At 59.1% G+C, this 23587-nt stretch carries 23 protein-coding genes; 9 read left to right on the top strand and 14 right to left on the bottom strand.

What is annotated here, in order from left to right; translation table 11 throughout:
* Nucleotides 1–69: 69 nt before the first annotated feature.
* Complete coding sequence (locus ABWV42_RS18230; protein WP_353341427.1) at nt 70–1698, bottom strand: AMP-binding protein; 1629 nt, start codon at nt 1696–1698, stop codon at nt 70–72.
* A gap of 113 nt (nt 1699–1811) precedes the next feature.
* Between ABWV42_RS18230 and ABWV42_RS18235 the strand changes: the two genes are divergently transcribed.
* Together ABWV42_RS18235 and ABWV42_RS18240 are read left to right on the top strand one after the other, a co-directional pair.
* Nucleotides 1812–2714, top strand: a complete 903-nt coding sequence (locus tag ABWV42_RS18235) for a DMT family transporter (protein WP_255109314.1) — start codon at nt 1812–1814, stop codon at nt 2712–2714.
* 195 nt (nt 2715–2909) lie between these two features.
* Nucleotides 2910–3563 (top strand): Hint domain-containing protein, encoded by a 654-nt coding sequence (locus ABWV42_RS18240; RefSeq protein WP_353341428.1) that lies wholly within the window; start codon nt 2910–2912, stop codon nt 3561–3563.
* Between the two features lie 71 nt (nt 3564–3634).
* Here ABWV42_RS18240 and ABWV42_RS18245 read toward each other — a convergent pair whose 3' ends face one another.
* The 8 genes from ABWV42_RS18245 to ABWV42_RS18280 form a co-directional block, all read right to left on the bottom strand.
* Complete coding sequence (locus ABWV42_RS18245; RefSeq protein WP_353341429.1) at nt 3635–5830, bottom strand: 3-hydroxyacyl-CoA dehydrogenase NAD-binding domain-containing protein; 2196 nt, start codon at nt 5828–5830, stop codon at nt 3635–3637.
* A 12-nt stretch (nt 5831–5842) separates the two neighbouring features.
* Nucleotides 5843–7054, bottom strand: a complete 1212-nt coding sequence (locus tag ABWV42_RS18250; RefSeq protein ID WP_353341430.1) for an acetyl-CoA C-acetyltransferase — start codon at nt 7052–7054, stop codon at nt 5843–5845.
* Nucleotides 7055–7068: 14 nt separating this feature from the next.
* Nucleotides 7069–7707, bottom strand: coding sequence for a glutathione S-transferase family protein (locus tag ABWV42_RS18255; protein WP_353341431.1), 639 nt, complete (start codon nt 7705–7707; stop codon nt 7069–7071).
* Between the two features lie 22 nt (nt 7708–7729).
* Complete coding sequence (locus ABWV42_RS18260) at nt 7730–8869, bottom strand: acyl-CoA dehydrogenase family protein (RefSeq protein ID WP_255109304.1); 1140 nt, start codon at nt 8867–8869, stop codon at nt 7730–7732.
* 19 nt (nt 8870–8888) lie between these two features.
* Nucleotides 8889–9101: a hypothetical protein gene (locus ABWV42_RS18265; RefSeq protein WP_255109302.1), complete on the bottom strand. Its 213-nt coding sequence runs from the start codon at nt 9099–9101 to the stop codon at nt 8889–8891.
* Nucleotides 9102–9151: 50 nt separating this feature from the next.
* Nucleotides 9152–10927, bottom strand: a complete 1776-nt coding sequence (locus ABWV42_RS18270) for an acyl-CoA dehydrogenase C-terminal domain-containing protein (protein ID WP_353341432.1) — start codon at nt 10925–10927, stop codon at nt 9152–9154.
* A 15-nt stretch (nt 10928–10942) separates the two neighbouring features.
* Nucleotides 10943–11344, bottom strand: coding sequence for a MerR family transcriptional regulator (locus ABWV42_RS18275; RefSeq protein ID WP_255109282.1), 402 nt, complete (start codon nt 11342–11344; stop codon nt 10943–10945).
* A 252-nt stretch (nt 11345–11596) separates the two neighbouring features.
* Nucleotides 11597–11971, bottom strand: coding sequence for a MerR family transcriptional regulator (locus ABWV42_RS18280; RefSeq protein WP_255109280.1), 375 nt, complete (start codon nt 11969–11971; stop codon nt 11597–11599).
* A 113-nt stretch (nt 11972–12084) separates the two neighbouring features.
* Between ABWV42_RS18280 and ABWV42_RS18285 the strand changes: the two genes are divergently transcribed.
* From ABWV42_RS18285 to ABWV42_RS18295, 3 genes are read left to right on the top strand one after another with little or no spacing between them, the layout of a single operon-like run.
* Nucleotides 12085–12510 carry a PaaI family thioesterase gene (locus ABWV42_RS18285; RefSeq protein ID WP_255109278.1) on the top strand — a complete coding sequence of 142 codons (426 nt, stop codon included), beginning with the start codon at nt 12085–12087 and terminating at the stop codon, nt 12508–12510.
* The gene (locus tag ABWV42_RS18290) at nt 12510–13022 is read left to right on the top strand and encodes a PaaI family thioesterase (protein ID WP_353341433.1); all 513 of its coding nucleotides are present in this window, start codon (nt 12510–12512) and stop codon (nt 13020–13022) included. The genes ABWV42_RS18285 and ABWV42_RS18290 overlap by 1 nt, the downstream gene beginning before the upstream one ends.
* Nucleotides 13015–14334 carry an MATE family efflux transporter gene (locus ABWV42_RS18295; RefSeq protein WP_353341434.1) on the top strand — a complete coding sequence of 440 codons (1320 nt, stop codon included), beginning with the start codon at nt 13015–13017 and terminating at the stop codon, nt 14332–14334. The genes ABWV42_RS18290 and ABWV42_RS18295 overlap by 8 nt, the downstream gene beginning before the upstream one ends.
* A gap of 18 nt (nt 14335–14352) precedes the next feature.
* Here ABWV42_RS18295 and arsC read toward each other — a convergent pair whose 3' ends face one another.
* Genes arsC through ABWV42_RS18310 form a run of 3 tightly spaced genes read right to left on the bottom strand, consistent with a single transcriptional unit; the run spans nt 14353 to nt 16084 of the window.
* Entirely contained in the window at nt 14353–14691 is a 339-nt protein-coding gene (gene arsC, locus ABWV42_RS18300; RefSeq protein ID WP_353341435.1) for an arsenate reductase (glutaredoxin), read from the bottom strand.
* Nucleotides 14688–15746, bottom strand: coding sequence for a quinone-dependent dihydroorotate dehydrogenase (locus ABWV42_RS18305; RefSeq protein ID WP_353341436.1), 1059 nt, complete (start codon nt 15744–15746; stop codon nt 14688–14690). The genes arsC and ABWV42_RS18305 overlap by 4 nt, the downstream gene beginning before the upstream one ends.
* A complete protein-coding gene (locus tag ABWV42_RS18310; protein WP_353341437.1) occupies nt 15743–16084 on the bottom strand; it encodes a DUF952 domain-containing protein in 342 nt (113 codons plus the stop codon). The genes ABWV42_RS18305 and ABWV42_RS18310 overlap by 4 nt, the downstream gene beginning before the upstream one ends.
* Nucleotides 16085–16186: 102 nt before the next feature.
* On the opposite strand from ABWV42_RS18310, the gene ABWV42_RS18315 reads away from it, so the two are divergent.
* The gene (locus ABWV42_RS18315) at nt 16187–17767 is read left to right on the top strand and encodes a bifunctional metallophosphatase/5'-nucleotidase (protein WP_353341438.1); all 1581 of its coding nucleotides are present in this window, start codon (nt 16187–16189) and stop codon (nt 17765–17767) included.
* A gap of 63 nt (nt 17768–17830) precedes the next feature.
* The gene (locus tag ABWV42_RS18320) at nt 17831–18136 is read left to right on the top strand and encodes a DnaJ family domain-containing protein (protein WP_353341439.1); all 306 of its coding nucleotides are present in this window, start codon (nt 17831–17833) and stop codon (nt 18134–18136) included.
* On the opposite strand, the gene ABWV42_RS18325 is transcribed toward ABWV42_RS18320, so the two are convergent.
* Together ABWV42_RS18325 and ABWV42_RS18330 are read right to left on the bottom strand one after the other, a co-directional pair.
* Nucleotides 18133–19974: a tetratricopeptide repeat-containing sulfotransferase family protein gene (locus ABWV42_RS18325; RefSeq protein WP_502930975.1), complete on the bottom strand. Its 1842-nt coding sequence runs from the start codon at nt 19972–19974 to the stop codon at nt 18133–18135. The two genes, ABWV42_RS18320 and ABWV42_RS18325, sit on opposite strands and share 4 nt — an antisense overlap.
* A gap of 80 nt (nt 19975–20054) precedes the next feature.
* A complete protein-coding gene (locus ABWV42_RS18330; RefSeq protein WP_353341441.1) occupies nt 20055–21800 on the bottom strand; it encodes a sulfotransferase in 1746 nt (581 codons plus the stop codon).
* A gap of 77 nt (nt 21801–21877) precedes the next feature.
* Between ABWV42_RS18330 and ABWV42_RS18335 the strand changes: the two genes are divergently transcribed.
* A complete protein-coding gene (locus ABWV42_RS18335) occupies nt 21878–22531 on the top strand; it encodes an SOS response-associated peptidase (protein WP_353341442.1) in 654 nt (217 codons plus the stop codon).
* Nucleotides 22532–22641: 110 nt separating this feature from the next.
* Nucleotides 22642–23457 (top strand): bifunctional allantoicase/(S)-ureidoglycine aminohydrolase, encoded by an 816-nt coding sequence (locus ABWV42_RS18340; protein ID WP_353341443.1) that lies wholly within the window; start codon nt 22642–22644, stop codon nt 23455–23457.
* Nucleotides 23458–23587: the final 130 nt, after the last annotated feature.

Consider the following 23587-nt stretch of genomic DNA (forward strand, 5'->3'; position numbering starts at 1 on the left):
ACCATGAGGAGAGGCGGCGCGGCAACGCACCTTTGCCACCGCCCCTTTCACATTTGTGCAGGTCAAACCCTAGAGATCCGCCGCGACCTTGCGCAGCTGGAACTTCTGGATTTTGCCGGTCGAGGTCTTGGGAAGCTCCTGGAACACCACCTTCTTGGGCGCTTTGAAGCCGGCAAGGGTTTCACGCGAGAAGGCGATTATCTCGGCCTCGGTGGTTTCCTGGCCGGGCAGAAGTTCGATGAAGGCGCAGGGCACCTCTCCCCACTTGTCGTCGGGCTTGGCGACCACGGCAGCCAGCGAAACGGCGGGGTGCCCCATAAGAACGCCTTCGACCTCGACAGAGGAGATATTCTCGCCGCCGGAAATGATGATGTCCTTGGCGCGGTCGGCGATCTGGACATAGGTGTCGGGGTGCTGCAAGGCGATGTCGCCGGAATGGAAGTAGCCGCCCTTGAAGGCTTCTTCGGTGGCTTCGGGGTTCTTGAGATAGCCCTTCATGACAGAGTTGCCGCGAATGACAATCTCGCCCTGGGTTTTGCCGTCCATCGGCACCTGTTCCATGTTCTCGTCCATGACGGTGATATGTTCCATCATCGGCATGGCAACACCCTGACGGGCCTTGATCGCCGCGACATCGGGTTTGTCGAGATCATCCCACTGTTCCGGTTTCCACAGGCATTCGGTGACGTGGCCATAGGTTTCGGTCAGGCCGTAGACCTGTGTCACGTTGAAGCCGAGATCTTCGATCTTGGCGAGCGTGGCGGGGGCGGGCGGGGCACCGGCGGTGAAGACCTCGACGGTGTGGTCAAAGGTGCGGCGTTCCTCGTCCAGCGCGTTGACGATCATGTTGAGGACGATCGGTGCGCCGCCGAAGTGGGTCACGCCTTCGTAGTGGATGGCGTTGTAGATGTTCTGGGCGCTGATGTCGCGACAGCAGATCAGGGTGCCGCCAAGCATCGGCATCATCCAGGTGTGGTTCCAGCCGTTGCAGTGGAACAGCGGGACGATGGCCATGAAGACCGGATGCAGGGTCATCCGCCAGCTGACAACGGTTCCCATCGTCATGAGATATGCACCGCGGTGATGATAGACCACACCCTTGGGGCGGCCGGTGGTGCCGGAGGTGTAGTTCAGCGCGAGGCTTTCCCATTCGTCCTCGGGCATGATCCAGTCGAATTCGGGATCGCCGCTTTCAAGAAGGGCCTCGTATTCGGTGTATTTGCCGCTGGCGTGAAAGCTGGCCTGATCGTCGGCCACTTCGATGACGGTGGGGGCAGGGCCTTCCATCGCTTCGATGGCGGCTTCGACCGTATCCATGAACTGCGGGTCCGCCAGAACCACCTTGGCGCCGCCGTGATCGAAGATATAGGCCACCGTATCGATATCGAGACGCACGTTGATGGTGTTGAGAACGGCTCCGCAGGCGGGCACGCCAAAATGCGCCTCGGCCTGTGCGGGCAGGTTCGGAATGAGGGTGGCGACCACGTCACCGGGTTTGACGCCCAGCCCGACCAGTGCAGAGGCCAGGCGGCTACAGCGTGCGTGGTATTCGGCATAGGTCTTGCGATGTTTGCCGTAGCTGACGGCAAGCGTGTCGGGGAACACCTTGGCGGCACGTTGCAGGTGCGACAGCGGTGTCAGGGGCACGAAGTTGGCGGCGCATTTGTCCAGCCCGGTTTCATCAACCATCCAGCCCATCAGATCCCTCCCTTGATTCTCAGAGCGTTTGTCGGTTTTACGACAGATATTGTGTGCCACATCGGGATATTTGTTCCTTAGCGACAAATGTCAGACAATTAGAGGCAGAAATCATGAGCGGCGTCAACAACAGACCCATTGCAGCAGCGATTTCGATGTTGAGCGCGATGTGTATCATCGGGTTCATCGACAACTTTGTCACGGTGATCTCCCAGTCGCTGGGTCTGTGGCAGCTGCATGCCATGCGCTCGACATTCATGGCACCGCTGCTGGTGGTGATGTCGCTTTTAGGGCTGGGGGTCATGCGCCCCGAAAACTGGCGACCGGTGCTGGCGCGGGCCGTGGTTCTGTCGACGTCGATGATGCTGTACTTCGGGTCGCTCGGGTTGATGCCCATTGCGCAGGCCTTGGCGGGGTTGTTTACCTCTCCGATCTTCGTTCTGCTGATCAACGTGTTGGTCATGGGGCAGCGGATCGGGCGGTGGCGCATATTGGCGGTCTTTGCCGGATTTGCCGGAATCCTGTTGGTTTTGCAGCCCGGAGGGGACGGGTTCAGCCTCTGGATGGTCATGCCGGTGGCTGCCGGGTTCTTCTATGCGATCTCGGCGATTGCCACGAGGAGCTGGTGCGCGGGAGAAAGCGCCCTGTCGCTTTTGACCATGAACATGCTGGTGCTTGGGGTGATTGGCGGCGTGATGTCGGTGGTCCTGACATCGTCGGGGTGGGCTGGTGATACGTTTCTGAGCCGCGGGTGGACCTGGAGTTTCGCAGATGCTTTGCCGTGGATCGCCCTGCAGGCCGTCGGGTCGGTGATCGGGGTATTCCTGATTATCCGGGCTTACCAGATGGATGAACCTACCAACGTGGCGGTGTTCGAATACTCGATCATGGTGTTCGCCCCCTTCTTTGCGTGGATCTTGTTTGAACAGAATCTCGGGCTGCTGGAAGGAGTGGGTATCGCGATGATTGTATCTTCGGGTCTGATCATCGCGCTTAGATCGCAGGGCGAGAGCTGATAGAATCAACAGGTCGGGCACGCGCAGGAGGCGAAATTGCCGCCTTTCTGGCCGCCAATCTCGCAATCAAGGCCGGGATTGTCCTCACTTTTTGCCCTTTGCCTCAAAGTCTCCTCATTTTGGGCAAAGCGGTTCCCAAAACTTGGAGATTAATGAGAACACAGAAATCCGTAATGCAGAAGCAAGGGGATGAAGATGTTCGGATGGACGAATCCGGTGGATGGCGGCAGAAGGCCTGACCCCCGGAAGCAGAAACACAAAGACCCGGTTCTCCTGGGCGTTGGATGTGGACTTGTGGAGGGAACACAAGTGGCCACGCAGGAGGGCTGGCAGCCGATCGAGACGATCGAGGCTGGCGACGAAATTCTGACATTTGATGGTGGCTTGCAGGAAGTGCAGGCAGTGGTACGCGGCGAGCTTTGGGAAGGCTCGGACGATTGCCCTGTCGAGGCATGGCCGTTTCTCGTGCCGCCCGGAACCATCGGAAATCGCGACGCTTTGACGGTGATGCCGCGTCAGGGCATCTTGGTGGAAAGCGATGAGATCATGGATGAATGGGGTGACCCCTTTGCCGTGATCCCGGGCGCGGCGCTTGAGGTTCTGGGGGGGATCAAGCGTGTGAAGCCCAAGGGCGCGGAAGAGGTTTACCTGCCGGTCTTCGAGACCGACCAGATGGTTTTCGTGAACCACGGGGCCTTGATGTTCTGCCAGGCGCATTGGGGGGTAAGTGCTGGTCTTCCGCCCAAGTTCGGCGCGGCGCAGAACTATAATATGCTGCCGTTGGTCGTGGCGGCGCGTCTTTTGCAGCGCGGCTACATGGGCGATAATTTCGACTACGACGTGGCTTGAAGGCCGACTGATCCAGAAATGAAGACGCCCGGCCTGAATGGACCGGGCGTTTCGCGTTTTTCAGGGGCAGATCAGGCGGCCTTGGCGGCACCCGGTCCGAAGCGGCCGTAGAACGACTGGCCCTTGTCTGCCATTTCGCGCAGCAGCGGCGGGCAGGCGAAGCGGTCGCCGTACTTCTCGGTCAGCTCGTCACATTTCTCGGCAGCCCAGGCGGCGCCAACAATGTCGAGCCACGAGAACGGGCCACCCGACCACGGCATGAAACCCCAGCCAAGGATCGCGCCAACGTCGCCTTCGCGGATGTCTTCGAGAACACCGGCCTCAAGGGCGCGGACTGCTTCGAGAACCTGCGCGAAGATCAGGCGGTGCTGAACTTCGGTCACGTCGGGTTGCTCGTCAAGACGCGGGAACTTGTCGGCAAAGCCTTTCCAGTAGCCCTGACGTTTGCCTTTTTCGTCGTAGTCGAAGAAACCGGCCTTGGCCTTGCGGCCCAGACGGCCTTCTTCCACCATCCAGAAGGTCACATCGTCGGCCACCGACTTGGGATAGGCGTCGCCCATCGCGGCCATCGTTGCCTTGGCGATCTTGGCACCGAGGTCGAGCGAGGTTTCGTCAACCAGCTGGATCGGGCCCACCGGGAAGCCGAGAAGCTGGGCCGCGTGGTCAAGAAGTTGCGGTGCAACACCTTCGCCAGCCATCATGACACCCTCGTTGATGTAGGGGATGATGCAGCGGTTGGCGTAGAAGAAACGCTCGTCGTTGACGACGATCGGGGTTTTGCGGATCTGGCGGACATAGTCCAGTGCCTTGGCCACGGCGCGGGGGCCGGTTTCCTTGCCCTTGATGATCTCGACCAGTGCCATCTTCTCGACGGGCGAGAAGAAGTGGATGCCGATGAACTGTTCCTTGCGGACCGAGGCCTGCGCAAGGCCGGTGATCGGCAGCGTCGAGGTGTTCGATGCAAAGATCGCGTCCTCGGGGATGATCGCCTCGACCTTCTTGGTCATCTCGGCTTTGACGCCGGGATCTTCGAAGACGGCCTCGATGATCAGATCAACATCGGACAGCGCCTGAAGGTCGGTGGTGGCATTGATCTTAGCCAGCATCGCCTCTTTCTGCTCGGGCGTCGCTTTCTTGCGCGAGATGCCCTTGTCCATGAAGGCTTCGGAGTAGGCCTTGCCGCGGTCTGCCGCTTCCTGGGTGGTGTCGATCAGGACAACATCCATGCCCGCCTTGGCCGAAACCAGCGCGATGCCAGCGCCCATCATGCCTGCGCCCAGAACGCCGACTTTCTTGACCGACTGGTCGGGGACGTCGGGACGGTTGGCGCCTTTCTCCAGAGCTTCCTTGTTGATGAACAGGCTGCGGATCATCGCCGAGGAAGAGGGGTTCATCAGGACGTTGGTGAACCAGCGTGCCTCGATCTTGATGGCGGTATCGAACGGAACCTGCGCGCCTTCGTAGATGGCAGACAGCATCGCCTTGGCCGCCGGATAGACGCCCCAGGTGTTGCCGTTGACCATCGCCGATGCGCCGACAAAGGTCATGAAGCCAGCGGGGTGATACGGGTCGCCGCCGGGCATCTTGTAGCCCTTTTCATCCCAGGGTTTGACGATCTTCGGCTCGGACAGAACCCAGGCCTTTGCATCGGCCATCGGGTCGGCGCTGACTTCGTCGATGATGCCTGCCGACTTGGCTTTCTGCGGGTTGACCATCTTGCCCTGCAGCAGGAACGGCGAGGCCGCCATGGCGCCCATCTTGCGGACCATGCGGGTGGTGCCGCCGCCGCCAGGGAAGATGCCGACCATGATTTCCGGTAGGCCGATCTTGGCCTTGGGATTGTCGGCGGCAAAAATGCGGTGGCACGAGAGCGGCAGTTCCAGACCGATGCCAAGCGCGGTGCCGGGCAGGACGCAGGCAATCGGCTTGCCACCCTTGTTGGTCTTGGGGTCCATTCCTGCGCGTTCGATTTTGCGCAGGACGTGGTGCATCGACATCACGCCGTCGAACAGGCCCTGTGCCGGGCTGTCGCCTGCGCGGTCGCGCATGGCGGCGAGAACGTTGAGGTCCATGCCTCCGGCGAAAGAGCCGGGCTTGCCGCTGGTGATGACTGCGCCCTTGATGGCGTCATCGGACAGAACCGTGTCGATGATGGCATTCAGGTCCTGAAAGGCCTGTTCCGACATGACGTTCATCGACTTTCCGATGGTGTCCCAGGTGATGATGCCGACGCCGTCTGCGTCTACGGAGAGGTTGAAATCGCTCATTATTCTTGCTCCTTACACGCGTTCCAGGATGGTCGCTGCGCCCATGCCCGAGGCGATACACAGGGTGGCGAGACCGGTTTCCTTGTCCTGACGTTCCATCTCGTCCAGCAGGGTGCCGATGATGATGGCGCCGGTTGCACCCAGCGGGTGACCCATTGCAATCGAGCCGCCGTTGACGTTCACGACCGAAGGATCGACGTCAAAGGCCTGCTGGAAGCGCAGAACCACGGATGCGAAGGCTTCGTTGACTTCGAACAGGTCGATGTCGCTGATTGCCATGCCGCTGTCGGCGAGGATCTTCTGGGTCGCGGGCACCGGGCCGGTCAGCATGATGGTCGGGTCGAGACCGATTTTCGAGGTGGCCTTGATGCGGGCACGCGGGGTCAGGCCGTATTCTTCGCCGAATTCCTTGTTGCCGATCAGCACGGCTGCCGAGCCGTCCACGATACCCGAGGAGTTGCCTGCGTGGTGGATGTGATTGATGGCTTCGAGGTGCGGGTATTTCATCAGCGCCAGCTTGTCGAAACCGGGCATGACTTCGCCCTGTTCCTTGAAGGCAGGTTTGAGGCCACCGAGGCTTTGCATGTCGGTGCCGGGGCGCATGTATTCGTCGCGGTCGAGAATGGTAAGACCGTTCTGGTCTTTCACCGGGACGATGGATTTCGCAAACCGGTTCTCTTCCCAGGCAGCCGCGGCACGGCGTTGCGATTCGACGGCCAGTTCATCGGCCTGATCGCGGTTGAAGCCGTATTCGGTGGCGATGATATCGGCCGAGATGCCCTGCGGAACGAAATACATGTCCATGGCGACCGAGGGGTCAACGGCGATGGCAGCACCGTCGGAGCCCATGGGAACGCGGCCCATCATTTCGACGCCGCCTGCGATATAGGCATTGCCTGCGCCGCCCTTGACCTGGTTGGCGGCGATGTTGACGGCTTCCATGCCGGAGGCGCAGAAACGGTTGATCGAGAGGCCGGGAATGCGCTCGTCGAGATCAGAGGCCAGAACGGCGGTCCGGGCGAGGCAGCCGCCCTGTTCCTTCACCTGGGTCACGTTGCCCCAGATCACGTCTTCGACGGCGTGGCCTTCGAGGTTGTTGCGCTCTTTCAGGGCGTTCATCACGGTTGTCGAGAGGCGCACCGAGGTCACCTCGTGCAGGCTGCCGTCCTTGCGGCCCTTGCCCCGCGGCGAGCGCACGGCGTCATAGATATAGGCTTCGGTCATCAATGATCTCCTTTTCAGGCGCGGTCCGCAGGGGAGCCGGGCATCAGGTCGTAAGGGTGTTTCCAGCCCTTGAGGGCCGAGATGTCGTTGAGCCAGCGGTCGATGTTCGGCCAGTCGGCGCGGGAAAAGCCAAAAGGCTCGTCGTAGAACAGGTAGCCGCAGCAGGTGAGGTCGGCATTGGTGACGCTGTCGCCAACGATCCAATCGCGCCCTTCAAGGTGTTTGTTGAGGATGTCGTAAGCGCCCTGAAGGCGGCCTTGATTGAAGGCGATCACCTCTTTGGGTTGCTTGTCTTCTGGCAGGAAGTTCATGAGAAAGCGGGTCATCCCGGCAAAGGACGAGAGCTTGTGATTGTCCCAGAACTGCCAGCGCAGGATCTCTCGGCGTTCGGCTGCGTTGTTGCCGCCGAATTTGCCCGATTTCTCGGAAACGTAGTCTTGGATCACCGCGGATTGGGTGAGCGAGACATCGCCATCGACCAAAACCGGGGCTTCGCCGAGTTCATTGACGGTCGCACGGTATTCGGGGCTGCGGGTTTCCCCGGCGAAGAAATCGACCTTCACCGGTTCCCAGTCGAGGCCCGACAGATCGAGGGCGAGGGCGGCCTTGTAGGAATGGCCGCTTTCGCCGAAGCAGTAGAGTTTGATGGTCATGGTCTTGTCCTCCCCAACAAGATCAAAGGCTGCGCGAGATCAGTTCCTTCATGATCTCGTTGGTGCCGCCATAGATGCGCTGAACGCGGGCGTCGGCCCACATTTCGCCGATGGCGTATTCCTGCATGTATCCGTAGCCACCAAACAGTTGCAGGCATTCGTCCAGAACTTCGCCCTGCGTGTCGGTGATCCAGTATTTCGCCATTGCCGCCTTTTCGACGGTCAGTTCGCCGGCGATCAACTCGCTGATGCACTCATCCAGAAAGGCCCGTGCCACCTTGGTTTTGGTCAGGCATTCCGCCAGTTTGAAGCGGGTGTTCTGGAACTGCATGATGGGGCCGCCAAAGGCCTCGCGTTCCTTGCAATAGGCAATGGTGCGTTCCACCGCGCCTTCCATCGACCCCATGGCGATACAGGCGATAACAAGGCGTTCCTGACCAAGCTGCTGCATCATCTGGTAGAAACCCTGGCCTTCTTCGCCGCCCAGGATGTTCTCGGGCGGGATCTCGACGTTGTCGAAGAAGAGTTCCGAGGTGTCTGCCGCGTGGCACCCGATTTTCTCGAGGTTGCGACCGCGCGAGAAGCCTTCGGCGTTTTCGGTCTCGACAACCACCAGCGATGTCCCGCGGGCACCGGCGCTTGGGTCGGTCTTGGCAGCCACGATCACGAGATTGGCGTGCTGGCCGTTGGTAATGAAGGTTTTCTGGCCCGACAGGCGGTAGGAATTGCCCTCTTTCAGGGCCTTGGTCTTGATGCCCTGAACGTCCGAGCCGCCCGAGGGTTCGGTCATGGCCAGCGCGCCGACGATTTCACCCGAAACCATCTTGGGCAGCCAGCGTTTCTTCTGCTCTTCCGACCCATAGGCAAGGATGTAGTGAGCAACGATGCCCGAATGGATGCCGTGGCCCCAGCTGGCAAGGTTGGCGCGGTTGGATTCCATCAGGATGACGGCTTCGTGGCCGAAGTCACCGCCAACGCCGCCGTATTCCTCGGGGATCGAGGGGCAGAGCAGGCCAAGTTCACCGGCCTGTTGCCAGGTCTCGCGGTCCATTTCGCCCTGTTTGCGCCACTTCTCGAATTTCGGCGCCCATTCATCGTTGATGAATTTTGCTGTCATGTCAGCGAGCATCTGGTGCTCATCGGTCATCCAGGACGATGCCATGTCTTTCCTCCTCTGGCTGTCAGCGCTTGCGCGCGTCCAGCGTTGAATTGAACTGTCGCAGGCGGTGGGCAAAGCTTTCCTCGTCCACCACGGCGTCAAGATTTTCGAGCAGGAAGGACAGGGCCTCTCCTTCGTCCAGACCCGATTCGGCGGCGAAGCCTCGCAGCCGGCGATAGGCGTCTTCGGTCAGCGCGACCGGGAGACGGCGGGTCAGGCGAAAGCGTTTCGGCATCTGTCCTCCCTTAATGCCTTGAGGGGGGCGGGAGTGACCCGCCCAAGCCCTTAGAATGCTTCGGCGTCCAGAGCCATGACGGTGTCGGCGCCGGTCTGGATACGTGCCAGGTGCATGCCCGTGGCGGGCAGGCGACGTGCCATGTAGTAGCGTCCGGTGGCCAGCTTGGTCTCGTAGAACGCAGCGTCAGAGGTGCCGTTGGCCAGAGCTGACGTTGCGGCCTTTGCCATCTTGGCCCACATCAGGCCGAGGCAGACGTGGCCGAAGAGGTGCATGAAGTCATTCGAACCCGACAGCGCGTGGTTGGGGTTCTTCATGCCGTTCTGCATGAAGTACATTCCGGCGGCCTGAAGGTCTTTCGACGCGGCCTTGAGCGGGCCGATGAAATCGGCCATGGCCTCATCTTCACCGTTTTCCTTGCAGAAATTCTTGACCAGATCAAAGAAGGCCATGACGTGCTTGCCGCCATCTTGCGCCAGTTTGCGGCCAACCAGGTCGAGGGCCTGAACACCGTTGGCACCTTCGTAGATCATCGCGATGCGGGCATCGCGGGTGAACTGGCTCATGCCGTGTTCTTCGATATAGCCGTGGCCACCGTAAACCTGTTGTGCCTTGACGGTCATGTCGTAGCCTTCGTCGGTCAGGAAACCCTTGATGACAGGGGTCAGGAGCGAGATCAGGCCGTCGGCGTCCTTGTCCCCGCTGCGGTGCGCCTGGTCGATCAAGGTCGCGCCCCAGAGGATGAAGGCACGTGCGCCTTCGACAAAGGACTTCTGGTCCATCAGCGAGCGACGGATGTCAGGGTGCACGATCAGCGGGTCGGCCGGGCCGTCAGGGTTCTTGGTGCCGGTCACATCGCGGCCCTGAAGGCGCTCCTTGGCGTAAATCACTGCGTTCTGGTAAGCGGCTTCGGCCTGGGCCAGGCCCTGCATGCCGACACCGAGACGCGCTTCGTTCATCATCGTGAACATGGCACGCATGCCTTTGTTCAGATCTCCGATCAGGTAGCCGGTTGCCTCGTCGTAGTTCAGGACGCAGGTCGAGTTACCGTGGATGCCCATCTTTTTCTCGATGTTGCCCACCGAGACGCCGTTGCGTTGGCCCGGGGTGCCATCTTCGTTGACGATGAACTTGGGCACGATGAAGAGCGAAACACCCTTGATACCCTCGGGACCGCCGGGAACCTTAGCCAGAACCAGGTGGATCACGTTTTCCGACATGTCGTGGTCACCGGCCGAGATGAAGATCTTCTGGCCCGATACCTTGTAGGTGCCGTCGTCCTGCGGTTCTGCCTTGGTGCGCATCAGGCCGAGGTCGGTGCCGCAATGCGGCTCGGTCAGGTTCATGGTGCCGGTCCATTCGCAGGACACCATCTTGGGCAGGTAGGTGTTTTTCTGCTCTTCCGAACCGTGGGCGAGGATCGCCGAGGCCGCACCGTGGGTCAGACCCTGGTACATGGTAAAGGCCTGGTTGGAGCCCGAGAACATTTCCCCGACAGCGGTGCCAAGCACGTAGGGCATGTTCTGGCCGCCGTATTCCTCGGGCATGTCCAGACCGGTCCAGCCGCCTTCTTTCACCTGTTCAAAGGCTTCCTTGAAACCGGTGGGGGTGTAGACGATGCCGTTTTCAAGACGGCAGCCTTCCTGATCACCCACGGCATTCAACGGCGCGAGAATGTCGCCGGTCAGCTTTCCGGCTTCTTCCAGAACGGCGTTGGTGAAATCGGATTCAAGTTCGGCATAGCCGGGGATGTCGGATTTCGAAACGTCCAGAACGTCGTGCAGGACGAACTGCATGTCTTTCACAGGGGCGGTATAGCTCGGCATCAGTCTCTTCCCTAATTACTCTGCTGCTTTTTTCGTGGTGCTCAGCTGGGCAAGAACCTTCTCGCCCCATTTCAGCTGTTCTTTCAGATCGTCGATGGCCTCGTTCAGCTCATCACGCTGTTCAACCATGTCCTGCAGGCGTTGCTGCGCGACTTCGTAGGTGCGCTGCAATTGGGTCGCTTGCTGGTCGCCCATGTCGTAGAGATCGAGAAGTTGCCGGATTTCTTCCAGCGAAAAGCCAAAGCGTTTGCCCCGAAGGATCAGTTTGAGGCGTGCGCGGTCGCGTTTCGTGAACAGGCGTTTCTGGCCTTCACGAATAGGAAACAGCAGTTCCTTGGCTTCGTAGAACCGCAAGGTTCTGGGTGTGACGTCATATGCGTCGCACATTTCGCGGATTGTCATTGTCGTATCGGTCATCTCATCACCCTCGTCTTTACGGTCGCTCCATGGGCAAGATTGGCATCTGCCGTCGTGGTTACAATGTTGCTTTACGTTGACGTAAGTAGAACGCTGCGTCACTTCAAAAGTTGACGTGGCGTATGTGAAGGTAAAGTGACGATCCTGTGAATGGGCTGCAAATTTTCGTGTGTCCGGTCGTGGTTTTCAGGCGGCGGAACACAAAAAGCCCGGTGAAAGCACCGGGCTTGAGCAATTGTCGGGGGAGACTGGTCAGACCTTGGCGAGGGAATCCGCGGTTTCGTTACGCAGTTGCATCAGCTCGTCCATGGCTTCCTCCAGCTGCGCTTTTTGCTCCTGGAGTTCCTCGTATTGGCGATCCGCCATGGCAACAAAGGCCTGCATCTGCGCTGCGCTGCCTTCGTGTTCGTAGATCAGAAGCCACTGTCGGATGTTTTCGAGTTTGATGCCAAAGCGACGTCCGCGCATGATCAAGGTCATGCGGGCGACTTCGCGCGGGCCGAAATAGCGCGACCGGCCTTCGCGCTCGGGCTCGAGAAGTTCGATGTACTCATAGTAACGCAACGTTCTTGGTGTGACGTCGAATCTCGCGCACATCTCTTTAAAGGTCAGACGGGTATCAGACATTTGCAACTCTCCTCCGGCATGAACTTAAAATGCTGCGCTGCAAGGTGCAACCGCCCCCTTGCCGTTGCAGAGAAATCAGGATCATAGTTGGCCGAAGAACAGGAGAGCGGATTATGAACCCGGAAAAAGCCCGAATGGCGGAACAGTTCATCAATGCGATCCCGCATTGCAAGGCGTTGGGGATGACGCTGACGGATATCGGTGACGGGATTGCCGAGATGGAATTGCCTTATGATCTGCGGATTGTGGGAGACCCGGAAACGGGTGTGCTGCATGGCGGCGCGGTGTCGGCTTTGATGGATACATGTTGCGGTGCAGCAGCGATGAGCCACCCGTCCTCTCCTGCTGGCACGGCAACGATTGATCTGCGAATCGACTATATGCGCGCGGCGACGCCGGGGCAGACCGTCCGGACGCGCGCCGAGTGTTATCACATCACCCGTTCTGTTGCCTTTGTCCGCGCCACGGCGATGGATGATGACACTGACCGACCGGTGGCCACGGCCACGGGTGCCTTTACAGTGGAGGGCAAACGGTAATGGCGCGTACACGTCCCGAGCCCGTCCAGGTGGTAAAGCAACGCCGAGACGCAGCATTGAATGCGCTGGTTCACGGAGTTCCCTATGTGCAGTTCATGGGCATCGAATTCGAGCGCCGCGGTGACGAGTTGACCGCGGTCATGCCGTTTGACGAGAAGCTGATCGGCAATCCGATGCTGCCAGCGCTGCATGGCGGGGCCATTGCCGGTTTTCTTGAAACCACCGCCGTGATCGGTCTGGCATGGTCCGTCTTGTGGGAAGAGATCGAAACCGGTGTGTTGGATGCCGACGAACTGGCTTTGGGGCATCTGCCGCGTCTGCCCAAGACGATCGATTTCAATATTGATTACCTGCGCTCGGGCCTGCCGCGGGATGCCTATGCGCGGGCGCGGGTAAACCGTTCGGGGCGGCGCTATGCATCGGTGCATGTCGAGGCCTGGCAGGACCAGCGGGCAAAACTGTTCGCACAGGCGACCGGGCATTTCCTGATGCCCGCGCGCAAGGATGGCTGACGTCGGCGCTATCACCCATGGTCGGGTGCTGCGCACCGCAATCCCCATCGTGATTTCCAATGCCACAGTTCCGATCCTCGGGGCGGTGGATACGGGCGTTGTCGGACAGATGGGCGAGGCCGCGCCGATTGGCGCAGTGGGGATCGGGGCCGTTATCCTGACTGGGTTTTACTGGCTGTTCGGGTTCCTGCGCATGGGCACCACGGGGCTGACGTCCCAGGCACAAGGCGCGGGGCGGCATGGTGAAGTGGCGGCCATGCTCACGCGGGCCCTGATGCTGGGCAGCCTTGCCGGCGTGGCGATTGTCCTGTTGCAGGTGCCGCTTTATGCGCTGGCGTTCAAGCTTTCGCCTGCCAGTGCCGAGGTAGAGGGACTTGCACGGCAGTACCTGCAAATCCGAGTCTACAGCGCCCCGGCGGCCATCGCGCTTTACGGCGTGACGGGCTGGTTGATCGCCCTTGAGAGAACGCGCGCCGTTCTCGTGTTGCAGCTGTGGATGAACGGGCTCAACATCGTTCTGGACCTGTGGTTCGTTCTGGGGCTTGGCTGGGGCGTTCCGGGCGTCGCCTTTGCCACCTTCATTGCCGAATGGACGGGATTGGCGCTTGGGTTGTGGCTGTGTCGCAGCGCCTTTCGTCAGCCCGCCTGGCGCGATTGGGTGCGGGTGTTCGACAAGGCCCGCCTGCGCGAGGTCATGGCCGTCAACACGGATATCATGCTGCGCTCGTTGATGTTGCAGGCGATATTCATGTCTTTCCTGTTTCTCGGAGCGCGGTTCGGAGATGTGACACTTGCGGCCAATCAGGTGTTGCTTCAGTTCCTTGAGATCACGGCCTATGCGCTGGATGGGTTTGCCTTTGCGGCCGAGGCCATGGTGGGGCAGGCTCTGGGGGCATACAATCGCGGGGCGCTTCGGCAGGCGGCGATCAAGAGCAGCCTTTGGGGATTGATCGTGGTCTTGGGGCTGGCCGCGGCCTTTGCCTTGGCGGGCGGCGCGATCATCGACCTGATGGCAACCTCGCCCGAGGTGCGCAGTGAGGCGCGCAGCTATCTATGGTGGATGGTTCTGGCACCGCCGATTGGCATCGCGAGCTGGATGCTGGACGGGATTTTCATCGGGGCCACGCGCACACGCGACATGCGCAACATGATGGCAATTTCCCTGGTGGTTTATGTCGTGGCGGTGGCTGCGTTCATTCCCCTATTCGGAAATCACGGGCTTTGGCTGGCGCTGCTTGTATCCTTCGTGGCGCGCGGGGCGACGCTGGGGTGGAAATACCCAAAAGTAGAAGCAGCGGCCTCGCGTGCGTAAGCGGGGCCGCAGCGCAGATTAAAGGATGTCGAGCACGTTTTCGGGCGGGCGTCCCATGGCCGCTTTGCCATTGGCAAGCACAATTGGACGTTCGATCAGCTTGGGGCATTGCGCCATTGCCGCGATGAGCGCGTCGTCCTCATCAGTCCGCGAGAGGCCCATTTCCTGAAACACGGCTTCTCGCGGGCGCATCATTTCGATGGCTTTGACGCCGAGCAGATCGCGGACCGCGGTGATCTCTTCGACGCTTGGGGCATCTTCAAGATACTTGCGGATGGTGATGTCACCCTTGTCCTCGATCAGGGCCAGTGTCTGCCGCGATTTCGAGCAACGCGGATTGTGCCAGATGGTGATCACAGCCAGTTCTCCCGTTTCGTGCCGACGGCTTCGGCGACATTGCTGAAACCGTCTTGTTCAAGAAGCACATCAAGACCGCGCACGATGTCTTCGACCAGCGACAGACCGCCATAGACCAGCGCGGTATAGAGTTGCACGACAGAAGCGCCGGCGCAGATCTTGTCGTAGGCGTCCTGCGCGTTGCAGATGCCGCCGACACCGATCAGGGGCATCTGGCCGTCGGTCAGTTGCGACAGGCGGGCGAGAACGCGGGTGGACTTGGTGAAGAGCGGGGCGCCGGACAGGCCGCCCATCTCGTCACGGTGCTTGGACGCGAGGCCCTTGCGATCCAGCGTGGTGTTGGTGGTGATCACCGCATCGAGCCTGGATTCGACGGCCACTTCGGCAATCTCGGCGATTTCCGCGTCAGAGAGATCAGGCGCGATCTTGAGGAAGACGGGGATCGGCCGGTCCAGCGCATCGCGGGTTTCCATCACACCGGACAGCAGCGCCGAAAGGGCGGCCTTGCCCTGAAGATCGCGCAGTTTCTCGGTGTTGGGGGAGGACACGTTGACGGTGGCAAAGTCGAGGTGTGCGCCGCAGTGCGCCAGCACTTTGGCAAAATCGCTCGCACGGTCTTCGCTGTCCTTGTTGGCCCCGAGGTTGAGGCCGATCACCGCGTTCTTGGGGCGATTTGCCAGTCGCGCGGAAATGGCGTCCATGCCCTCGTTGTTAAAGCCGAACCGGTTGATGGCGGCGCGGTCTTCGGACAGGCGGAACAGGCGGGGCTTGGGGTTGCCGGGCTGCGGGCGCGGGGTGGCTGCGCCGACCTCGAAAAAGCCGAAACCGGCCTTGGCCAGACCATCGAGCGCAGTTGCGTTCTTGTCGAAACCTGCGGCCAGCCCCACGGGATTGGGCAGGTCGAGCCCGGCAAAGGTGGTTTTCAGGCGTGGTGAGGTCAGGGTGCCCGGCGCATGTGCCATCCCCATTTGCAGCGCCTTGATGGCAAAGCCGTGGGCGGCTTCGGGATCAATCTGGTGGAGGGCCTTGAGGCCGATATTTTCAAGCAGTTTCATATGCCAAGACCTGCGGGAAATTGATGGGTGCCATTCTCAAGGGGCAGGGGCTGGGCCCAGGCGACATCCGCCAGCTTGAGCGGGCGGTAAAGATGCGGGAAAAGTGCGCCGCCGCGGGAGGGTTCCCACTTGAGGTCTTCGCCCATGTCATCCGCTTCGAGGCCCAGAAGGAAAAGGTCATCCTCGCCAGCGAAATGCTTGGCGGCGGTTTCGGCAACCTGTTCGGCGGTCGAGAAATGGACAAAGCCATCGGCCACGTCCACGGGGGCGCCTACGGTCTCGCCGGCTGCGCGCAATTCCGCCCACTCGGGGGCGCGGAAGATCTTGAAAATAAGCATGGTCGTGACATGCCTTCATGCTGTCCCGAGGTCAAGGTTTGACAGGTGCCCGAAACCGAGTCACCGTTTGAGAGGAGCAACAAAAACGCGGGGAGCAACAAGATGTTTCACAGATTGATGGCCGGGGCGGCCACGCTGGCGATGACCGCCGGCATGGCCTGGGCCGATTACAAGATTACCATTCTGCATACGAACGACATTCACAGCCGGATTGAGTCGATCAACAAGTACGATTCGACCTGTAACGCGGAAGGCGAAGCCGAAGGGAAATGCTTTGGCGGCGTGGCCCGTATCAAAACCATGGTCGATGCCAAACGCGCCGAGCTTGCCGGACAGAACTATCTGGTGCTGGATGCCGGTGACCCTTTCCAGGGCTCGCTGTTCTATACGACCTATAAGGGCGCGGCAGAGGCCGAGTTCATGCAGGCCATTGGCTATGACGTCATGGCCGTAGGCAACCACGAGTTCGACGATGGCCCGGTGGGCCTTGAAAAGTTCATCGACGCGGTCTCTTTCCCGGTGATTTCGGGCAACCTTGATCTGTCCTCGGAACCTGCGCTGAAAGGCAAGGTGGGCAACCATGTGGTGCTTGAGGTCGGTGGCGAGAAGATCGGCATCATCTCGGTTCTGGCCACCGACACCGTTGATACCTCTTCGCCGGGGCCGAACGTGGTTTTTCAGGACGAGATCGAAAGCCTGAAGGGCGATGTCGCGGCACTTGAGGCGGAAGGCGTGAACAAGATCATCGCACTGACCCACGTCGGCCTGCCCAAAGATATGGATATTGCGGCCAACGTGCCGGGGATCGATCTGGTCGTGGGCGGACACTCGCATACGCTGTTGTCCAACACCAATGACCGCGCCAAGGGCGCTTATCCCGTCATGGTGGGCAACGTTCCGGTGGTACAGGCCTATGCCTATTCCAAGTACCTTGGCGAATTGGTCGTGACCTTTGATGACGCGGGCAACGTGACCGCGGCCAAGGGGGAGCCGATCCTGCTGGATGCCTCGGTGACGCCGGATGCGGCGATTGCCGCGCGTGTGGCCGAGATGGGCGCACCGATCGAGGAGATGAAAAAGCGCGTGGTCGCCGAAGCCAGCGCGGCGATTGAAGGTGCGCGTGAAACCTGCCGTGCGGTGGAATGCCCGATGGGGAACCTGGTGGCCGATGCCATGCTGGACCGCGTAAAGGATCAGGGAGTCCAGATCGCGATCCAGAACGGCGGTGGTCTGCGCGCGTCGATTGATGCGGGCGAAGTGACGATGGGCGAGGTCCTGACGGTTCTGCCGTTCCAGAACACGCTGTCGACTTTCCAGGTGTCCGGCCAGACCGTGATCGATGCGCTTGAAAACGGTGTCAGCCAGGTCGAGGACGGCAAGGGCCGCTTCCCGCAGGTGGCGGGGCTGAAGTTCACCTTCGACATGTCGGTAGCGCCGAACGAAGGACGGGTTTCGGATGTCATGGTGATGGAGAACGGGGCATGGGGGCCGATTGATCCGGCCAAGACCTACGGCCTTGTCTCGAACAACTATGTCCGCAACGGCGGTGACGGGTACAAGATGTTCCGCGATGCCACCAACGCCTATGACTACGGTCCGGATCTGGCGGATGTGACGGCCGAATTCCTGGCCAAGAGCGGGCCTTATGCGCCCTACACTGACGGGCGCATCACCCGAAAGTAACAGGCGACTTGACCTTGGACGCCCCCGCCGGAACACTGGCGGGGGTTTTCATTTGGAGGTGGCATGGACCATCCGCTGATTGATCTTATCAACGCCAAGATCGCCGAGGCCGAGGCAGAAGGTGCCTTCGACAATCTCGAAGGTGCCGGCAAGCCTTTGCCGCGCGAGGAAGACCCCGAAAACGCGATGTTGAACCGCCTCGTCAAAGAAGCGGGTGGTGTTCCCGAATTCGTATCCCTGTCGCGCGAACTGGCACGTCTGCGCGAAGAGCTGCTCGAAACAGGCGACCGGACGCTCCGCCAGGACATCATGAAAGAGATGTCGATGATGGAGGCGCGGATCGACCTGGCCCGCAAGCAATACCGCTAGTCGAGATCAGGCCAGAGGTCCGGATCAAGCGCCTCCACGAAGGGTTTGAGCGATTTCTCCAGTCGACGCCAGCCTCCGAGGGATTTGGTGTGCACGCCCTCGCGGACCTGCACAACCGAGGCGGTGCTGACGCGTGCCGTGTTGCGCTCTGGTGCCATCATAACTTCTGACCATTCCAGCCCGCAATAATCAGCCATTTTGCGGCTCGCTGCTTCAGGGTCTGAAACGATGTCAGCGTAGTTCAGGTTGAGAATACGATCACCCACCAATGCCTGCCAGTGCTTCATGTAGCCTTGGTAGAGGTTTGCCGAATGTGCCATGGCTTTCATGTCGAAGGTGAAATTCATCCAAGCAGACGTGAAGAACTCGCGCCACATTGACAGGGCGACATCGCGCGGGTCGCGTTCGATATGGATGATCGGGGCCTCCGGGAAGGCGCTGAGGATAAAACCGATGTATTGATAATTCGCGGGCATCTTGTCGACAAAGAAATTCCGGTCGCCCGCGAAAGATGGCAGCCCTTCGCGGTAGGTCCTGGCGAATTCCACGGCATCGAAGCTCGCTCTTCCCTGGAGGATCTCTTGTGCTATCTGGCCTGCCATCGGCTGCTCGCCGCAGGACACTACTTCGTCAGAGGCGGAGATCATCATTTCGGTAAGGGTTGTACCTGAACGAGGTTGGCCCAACACGAAAATCGGCCGGGGCGTCTCGGTGTCGCCTTCTTTCGGAAGAGGTTTGTCGAGGGGAAACATCTCGCGCGTCTTTTCAAGGTCCGAGGTTGCGCGAGCGAAATCATGAGGTCTTCGTTTGCTAACAAGCGCATTCGCCGTAGAAAGATAAGGGGCGGCCTTGTCATAAGATTTTTCCTTGAAAAGCAGGTTCCCCATAGCGAGGTTCAAATGGACCTGAAGATACGAGTTTTTGGGTATCTTGGAGATGGCGGTTTTGAGCGTTCCAAACAGCTGTTTGTTTTCGTCAATGGTCTGTGCTTGAACCAGCTCGGAATAGGCTTCTGCGTAGTAAGGATCCAACTCGAGTATCTTGCGATAGAGAGCGACGGCATCGTTCAGATTGCCCATCTTGGAATGCAGAGCGGCAAAACGGTGCAAGGCTGTAAGGTGCCTTGGATTCAGCTGCAGCGCCTTTTCTACGGCGGTCATTGCCTCGTCAAAGCGCTGAGCGTGAGACAGAGCGGCACTCATGTTGGAAAGCGGTTCGGGGTTTTGAGGATTTAGGCGGTGTGCCTCTTCAAAGGCCGCGATGGCATCTTCCATACGCTTGACGCCGATCAGCGATATACCGCGGATGTTGTGAGCGGTATCGTTTTCGGGATTTTCTGCAAGAGCCTTGTCGGCGGCTTCTATTGCGGCGGCATGTTCGTTGCAGCGCATGTGAGACAAGCCAAGCACTTGGTAGAGATCATGCTTTGTCTGACGTTTTGGCAGAAGCTTGGAGATCAGTTGTCGGGCTTGCGTATGTTGTCCTGCTTCGACCAGGGTCGAAATCAGATTGTTCTGAACATCTAAGTCAGTTGGTTGCTGCTTCAAAACCTTGGTGAATAGCGGAATCGCTTCTTTCAACTGACCGTTTTGGGCGAGTGCCATGGCATATAGATGCGTGAACTGCCATGCTCGCGGATTGGCTTTCTGTGCCGCCTTTGCTGCCTTCACCGCCGCGGGAAACTGCCGTTGGTTCAGGAGAGTCATAATTTTCTGGGCTTGGGCCTGCGGGGCGAGTGCCATGTGCTGTCTCGTACGGAAATGTCTTAGTCGGGTCAGATTTACCTGAACGCAACACGATTGCAAACGTGCTGCTGTTCCAGCCTCATTTTCTGGCATTCCAGCATCAGGTGGTTGCTTTTGCCCGCAGGAATGGGCGTTTACGAATAGATCAGTGGTTCAGTTTGCGATCTGATTTGTCAATCAAGATCCGGCCACAATTCATGGTCGAGAGCTTTGGTGAATGGAAGCAGGGCCCTTTCCATACGTTGCCAGCCACCTATGGATTTCGTGTGAACGCCGTGGCGGACCTGCACAACTGATGCGGTTTTGACCCTTGCCTTGTTTTGCTCAGGCGACATCATTTCCGGCGTCCATTCTACTTCGCAGAGATCAGCTATCTTACGGCTACTCCCTTCAATATCTGTAACGATATCAGAATAGTCCAACGTCAGCATTCGATTGCCTGCGATGGATTTCCAATGGTTCATGTATTTCCGATAGATATTTGCCGTGCGTGCCATTGCCTCTAGGTTTGACGTGTAGTCCATATCCCCAGCCGGGAAATGCGAGCGCCACATTGACAATGCAACATCGCGGGGGTCGCGTTCTACATGAATTATCGGTGCGTTTGGGAATGCGGACAGCAGAAAGCCAACATACCTGTAATTGCTTGGCATCTTGTCGACAAAGTACTCTGCTCCTGAAGGTAGAGCTGGCAAGCTGCTTCTGTACGAATGGGAAAAGGTTTTTGGGTCGAACTCTTCCTGATTTTTTAAGAGCTCGATCAACAGTTGGTTCGCGAAGGGCAATTCACCGCATGAAGCCACATCCGACCGAGAAGAAACCATCATTTCAACCAATGTCGTCCCTGAGCGCGGCTGTCCTATAATAAAAATTGGGCAAGGGGATTGGGTGTCCCCTGCTGTTGACAGCGTGCCGTCCTTCGGAAACCTATCCTTGATTGCCTCTAGCTGGCGTTGGGCATTTCGTGTGTCCACGTCCCGCGTTTTAAATGCCAGCTCATTGGAGACAGCCAGCGCTGCAGACGCCCCTTCAAAGTCACCCTTTTGAAAAAGGCAATTTCCCAGGGCCAAGTTGAGGTGGATTTGATTTTCGGACTTTCGAGGTGTTTTCGTAATAGCGTATCTGATGGCAGGCTCGAGTCGCAGGTTGTCTTCTTTTGATTGCGTCTGAACCAACTCCGACCATGCTTCCGCGTGAAGAGGGTCGATTTCAAGTAGACGCTTGAACACCCCAACTGCGTCTTCAATACGCCCATGTTCGTTCAGCAGGACCGCGTTGTTGAACAAGGCAATTCGGTGATTGGGATCAAGTTCCAGAGCCATCCTACAGGCTTCAAACGCCTCTTCCGGTTTGCCAAGCTCCGCTAACGGCAGGCTCATGTTGGCCAGTGGATCTGGATCGCGCGGTTTGATTTCATGGGATTTTCGAAAATCCACCACCGCTTCCGCGTGATACCCTAGGCTTTTTCGTGAAATACCACGCAGGTTGAATGCCAGCGCATTGCTAGCATTGACAGCGATGGCCTTTGTCGCTGCGTCTATAGATTCTGCGTGCTCATTGCAGCGCATGTGAGAGACGGCAAGTAGCTGCCATAGCCGATCAGAGGAAGGTCTCTTAACAACAAGTTTCGAAATCAACTCTCGAGCTTTGGTGTGCTGATCGGATTCGACGAGCGATTGGATTAGGTTTTCTTGAATGCCCGGGTCGCCCGGACTCAGCTTGAGTGCCTTGGCAAAGAATTGAACTGCCGCACGCGGATCGCCGCTTTGTGCCGCGATTGTTGCGGCCATGTTTGGAAATTGGGGGGCTTTAGGAAAGGCTTTCATTGCGGTCTTGGCCGCTTTGGCCGCGGCGCCAAGTTGACCGGAGTTCAATAGCGATACGATTTTTTGCGTATGCTGGTTTTGGGAGGCGGCCATTGGATTCCTTACTTTTCGGGGGCCTATCGTGTAGGACGAATGAATGGTGGCAACAAAGGTTATGACAGGGTGTAGCCATGTGCGGAAGATTTGCAATCACCTTACCCAATGACGCGATGGCGCAGCTGTTTTCGGCGGCTCCGGCCAATGATCTGCCCGATGTTCCCAATTACAACGTATGCCCAACCACACAGGTTCACGTTGTGATGGGCAACGAGGCCGGGCGCAGGCTGGTGGCGATGCGTTGGGGGTTTGTGCCGCATTGGTACAAAAAGCCTGACGATGGCCCGCTGCTGATCAACGCCCGTGCCGAGACACTTGCCGAGAAACCCGCCTTTCGCGCGGCCTGCCGTACGCGACGGTGTCTTATTCCCGTGAGCGGGTTTTATGAATGGACCAAGGATGATGAGGGCGTGCGCTGGCCGTGGTACATTCAAGGGGAAGGGCCATTGGCGCTTGCCGGGGTCTGGCAGCATTGGGAAATGGGGGACATATCGTTTGATACCTGCGCGATTGTCACCACGGGCGCCAACAAGCCGATGTCGACGGTTCACCATCGGATGCCGGTGATCGTGGACTGCGAGGATTGGGGGCTTTGGCTTGGCGAAGAAGGTCACGGCGCCGCGCGGCTGATGGTGTCGGCAGAAGATGATCTGTTGCACTTCCATCAGGTGGACCGGGCGGTGAATTCGAACCGCGCGAGTGGGCCGGAGTTGATCGAGCCAATCTGATTATCAAATATTCCAAGGGGATGTTTCAGCAGCGATCTCCCGCCATTGCCGTTGGACCTCTGTCGCGAGAGGGGGCAGAATAAGACGACCTCCGACAACCGGGAACCACCATGACCACCTATTATGCGCCCAAGGGCGGGTTGCCGCCCCAGACCCAGTTGCTGACTGATCGTGCCATGTTCACCGAGGCCTATGCGGTCATCCCGAAAGGGACGATGAGCGATATCGTGACGTCGCTGTTGCCGTTTTGGGACAAGGCGCGGTTCTGGGTGTTGGCGCGGCCATTGTCGGGGTTTGCCGAGACCTTTTCGCAGTACATCGGCGAGGTGTTGCCGGGTGGCGGGAGCGAGAGGCCCGAAACCGATCCCCGTGCGCAGACGGTTCTCTTCGTGGTGGAAGGGAAGATGGTTCTGAAGCTTGAGGGCACGCGCCACGAAATGGGCGAGGGGGGCTATGCCTATATCCCGCCCGGAGCTGTTTGGACGCTGGGCAACGAGAGCGATACGCCGGTGCGGTTTCACTGGGTCCGCAAGGCATATGAGGCCGTAGAAGGGTTGGATGCGCCAGAGGCCTTTGTCACGAACGAAAAGGACGTTGCGCCGACGCCGATGCCTGACACCGAGGGAAAATGGGCCACGACGCGGTTCGTGGAGTCCGAGGACCTGCGCCATGACATGCACGTCAATATCGTGACCTTTGAACCCGGCGCGGTGATCCCCTTTGCCGAGACGCACGTCATGGAACACGGGCTTTATGTTCTTGAAGGCAAGGCGGTGTATCGGCTCAATCAGGATTGGGTCGAGGTAGAGGCCGGGGATTTCATGTGGCTGCGCGCCTTTTGTCCGCAGGCCTGTTATGCGGGTGGCCCGGGACGGTTCCGTTACCTGCTTTACAAGGACGTGAACCGGCACATGACGCTGGGCTGAGCCCATCGAATTGCGCATTTCCGGGTGATTTCGCCGTAAATCACCTGCCTCCTTGATGCGATGTATCACAAAAATGCGCTGGTCTTTCGGCGGCAAACACGCTGAAAACAGGCCAACCGGAGGAGGCGCA

The sequence above is a fragment of the Pelagimonas sp. KU-00592-HH genome (assembly GCF_040369695.1).
GTDB lineage: Bacteria > Pseudomonadota > Alphaproteobacteria > Rhodobacterales > Rhodobacteraceae > Shimia.

Bases quoted from the DNA above. Each gene is read 5' to 3' on its own strand.
- ABWV42_RS18230 (WP_353341427.1), bottom strand. From the start codon at position 1,698: ATGGGCTGGATGGTTGATGAAACCGGGCTGGACAAATGCGCCGCCAAC.
- ABWV42_RS18235 (WP_255109314.1), top strand. From the start codon at position 1,812: ATGAGCGGCGTCAACAACAGACCCATTGCAGCAGCGATTTCGATGTTG.
- ABWV42_RS18240 (WP_353341428.1), top strand. From the start codon at position 2,910: ATGTTCGGATGGACGAATCCGGTGGATGGCGGCAGAAGGCCTGACCCC.
- ABWV42_RS18245 (WP_353341429.1), bottom strand. From the start codon at position 5,830: ATGAGCGATTTCAACCTCTCCGTAGACGCAGACGGCGTCGGCATCATC.
- ABWV42_RS18250 (WP_353341430.1), bottom strand. From the start codon at position 7,054: ATGACCGAAGCCTATATCTATGACGCCGTGCGCTCGCCGCGGGGCAAG.
- ABWV42_RS18255 (WP_353341431.1), bottom strand. From the start codon at position 7,707: ATGACCATCAAACTCTACTGCTTCGGCGAAAGCGGCCATTCCTACAAG.
- ABWV42_RS18260 (WP_255109304.1), bottom strand. From the start codon at position 8,869: ATGGCATCGTCCTGGATGACCGATGAGCACCAGATGCTCGCTGACATG.
- ABWV42_RS18265 (WP_255109302.1), bottom strand. From the start codon at position 9,101: ATGCCGAAACGCTTTCGCCTGACCCGCCGTCTCCCGGTCGCGCTGACC.
- ABWV42_RS18270 (WP_353341432.1), bottom strand. From the start codon at position 10,927: ATGCCGAGCTATACCGCCCCTGTGAAAGACATGCAGTTCGTCCTGCAC.
- ABWV42_RS18275 (WP_255109282.1), bottom strand. From the start codon at position 11,344: ATGACCGATACGACAATGACAATCCGCGAAATGTGCGACGCATATGAC.
- ABWV42_RS18280 (WP_255109280.1), bottom strand. From the start codon at position 11,971: ATGTCTGATACCCGTCTGACCTTTAAAGAGATGTGCGCGAGATTCGAC.
- ABWV42_RS18285 (WP_255109278.1), top strand. From the start codon at position 12,085: ATGAACCCGGAAAAAGCCCGAATGGCGGAACAGTTCATCAATGCGATC.
- ABWV42_RS18290 (WP_353341433.1), top strand. From the start codon at position 12,510: ATGGCGCGTACACGTCCCGAGCCCGTCCAGGTGGTAAAGCAACGCCGA.
- ABWV42_RS18295 (WP_353341434.1), top strand. From the start codon at position 13,015: ATGGCTGACGTCGGCGCTATCACCCATGGTCGGGTGCTGCGCACCGCA.
- ABWV42_RS18305 (WP_353341436.1), bottom strand. From the start codon at position 15,746: ATGAAACTGCTTGAAAATATCGGCCTCAAGGCCCTCCACCAGATTGAT.
- ABWV42_RS18310 (WP_353341437.1), bottom strand. From the start codon at position 16,084: ATGCTTATTTTCAAGATCTTCCGCGCCCCCGAGTGGGCGGAATTGCGC.
- ABWV42_RS18315 (WP_353341438.1), top strand. From the start codon at position 16,187: ATGTTTCACAGATTGATGGCCGGGGCGGCCACGCTGGCGATGACCGCC.
- ABWV42_RS18320 (WP_353341439.1), top strand. From the start codon at position 17,831: ATGGACCATCCGCTGATTGATCTTATCAACGCCAAGATCGCCGAGGCC.
- ABWV42_RS18325 (WP_502930975.1), bottom strand. From the start codon at position 19,974: ATGCCAGAAAATGAGGCTGGAACAGCAGCACGTTTGCAATCGTGTTGC.
- ABWV42_RS18330 (WP_353341441.1), bottom strand. From the start codon at position 21,800: ATGGCCGCCTCCCAAAACCAGCATACGCAAAAAATCGTATCGCTATTG.
- ABWV42_RS18335 (WP_353341442.1), top strand. From the start codon at position 21,878: ATGTGCGGAAGATTTGCAATCACCTTACCCAATGACGCGATGGCGCAG.
- ABWV42_RS18340 (WP_353341443.1), top strand. From the start codon at position 22,642: ATGACCACCTATTATGCGCCCAAGGGCGGGTTGCCGCCCCAGACCCAG.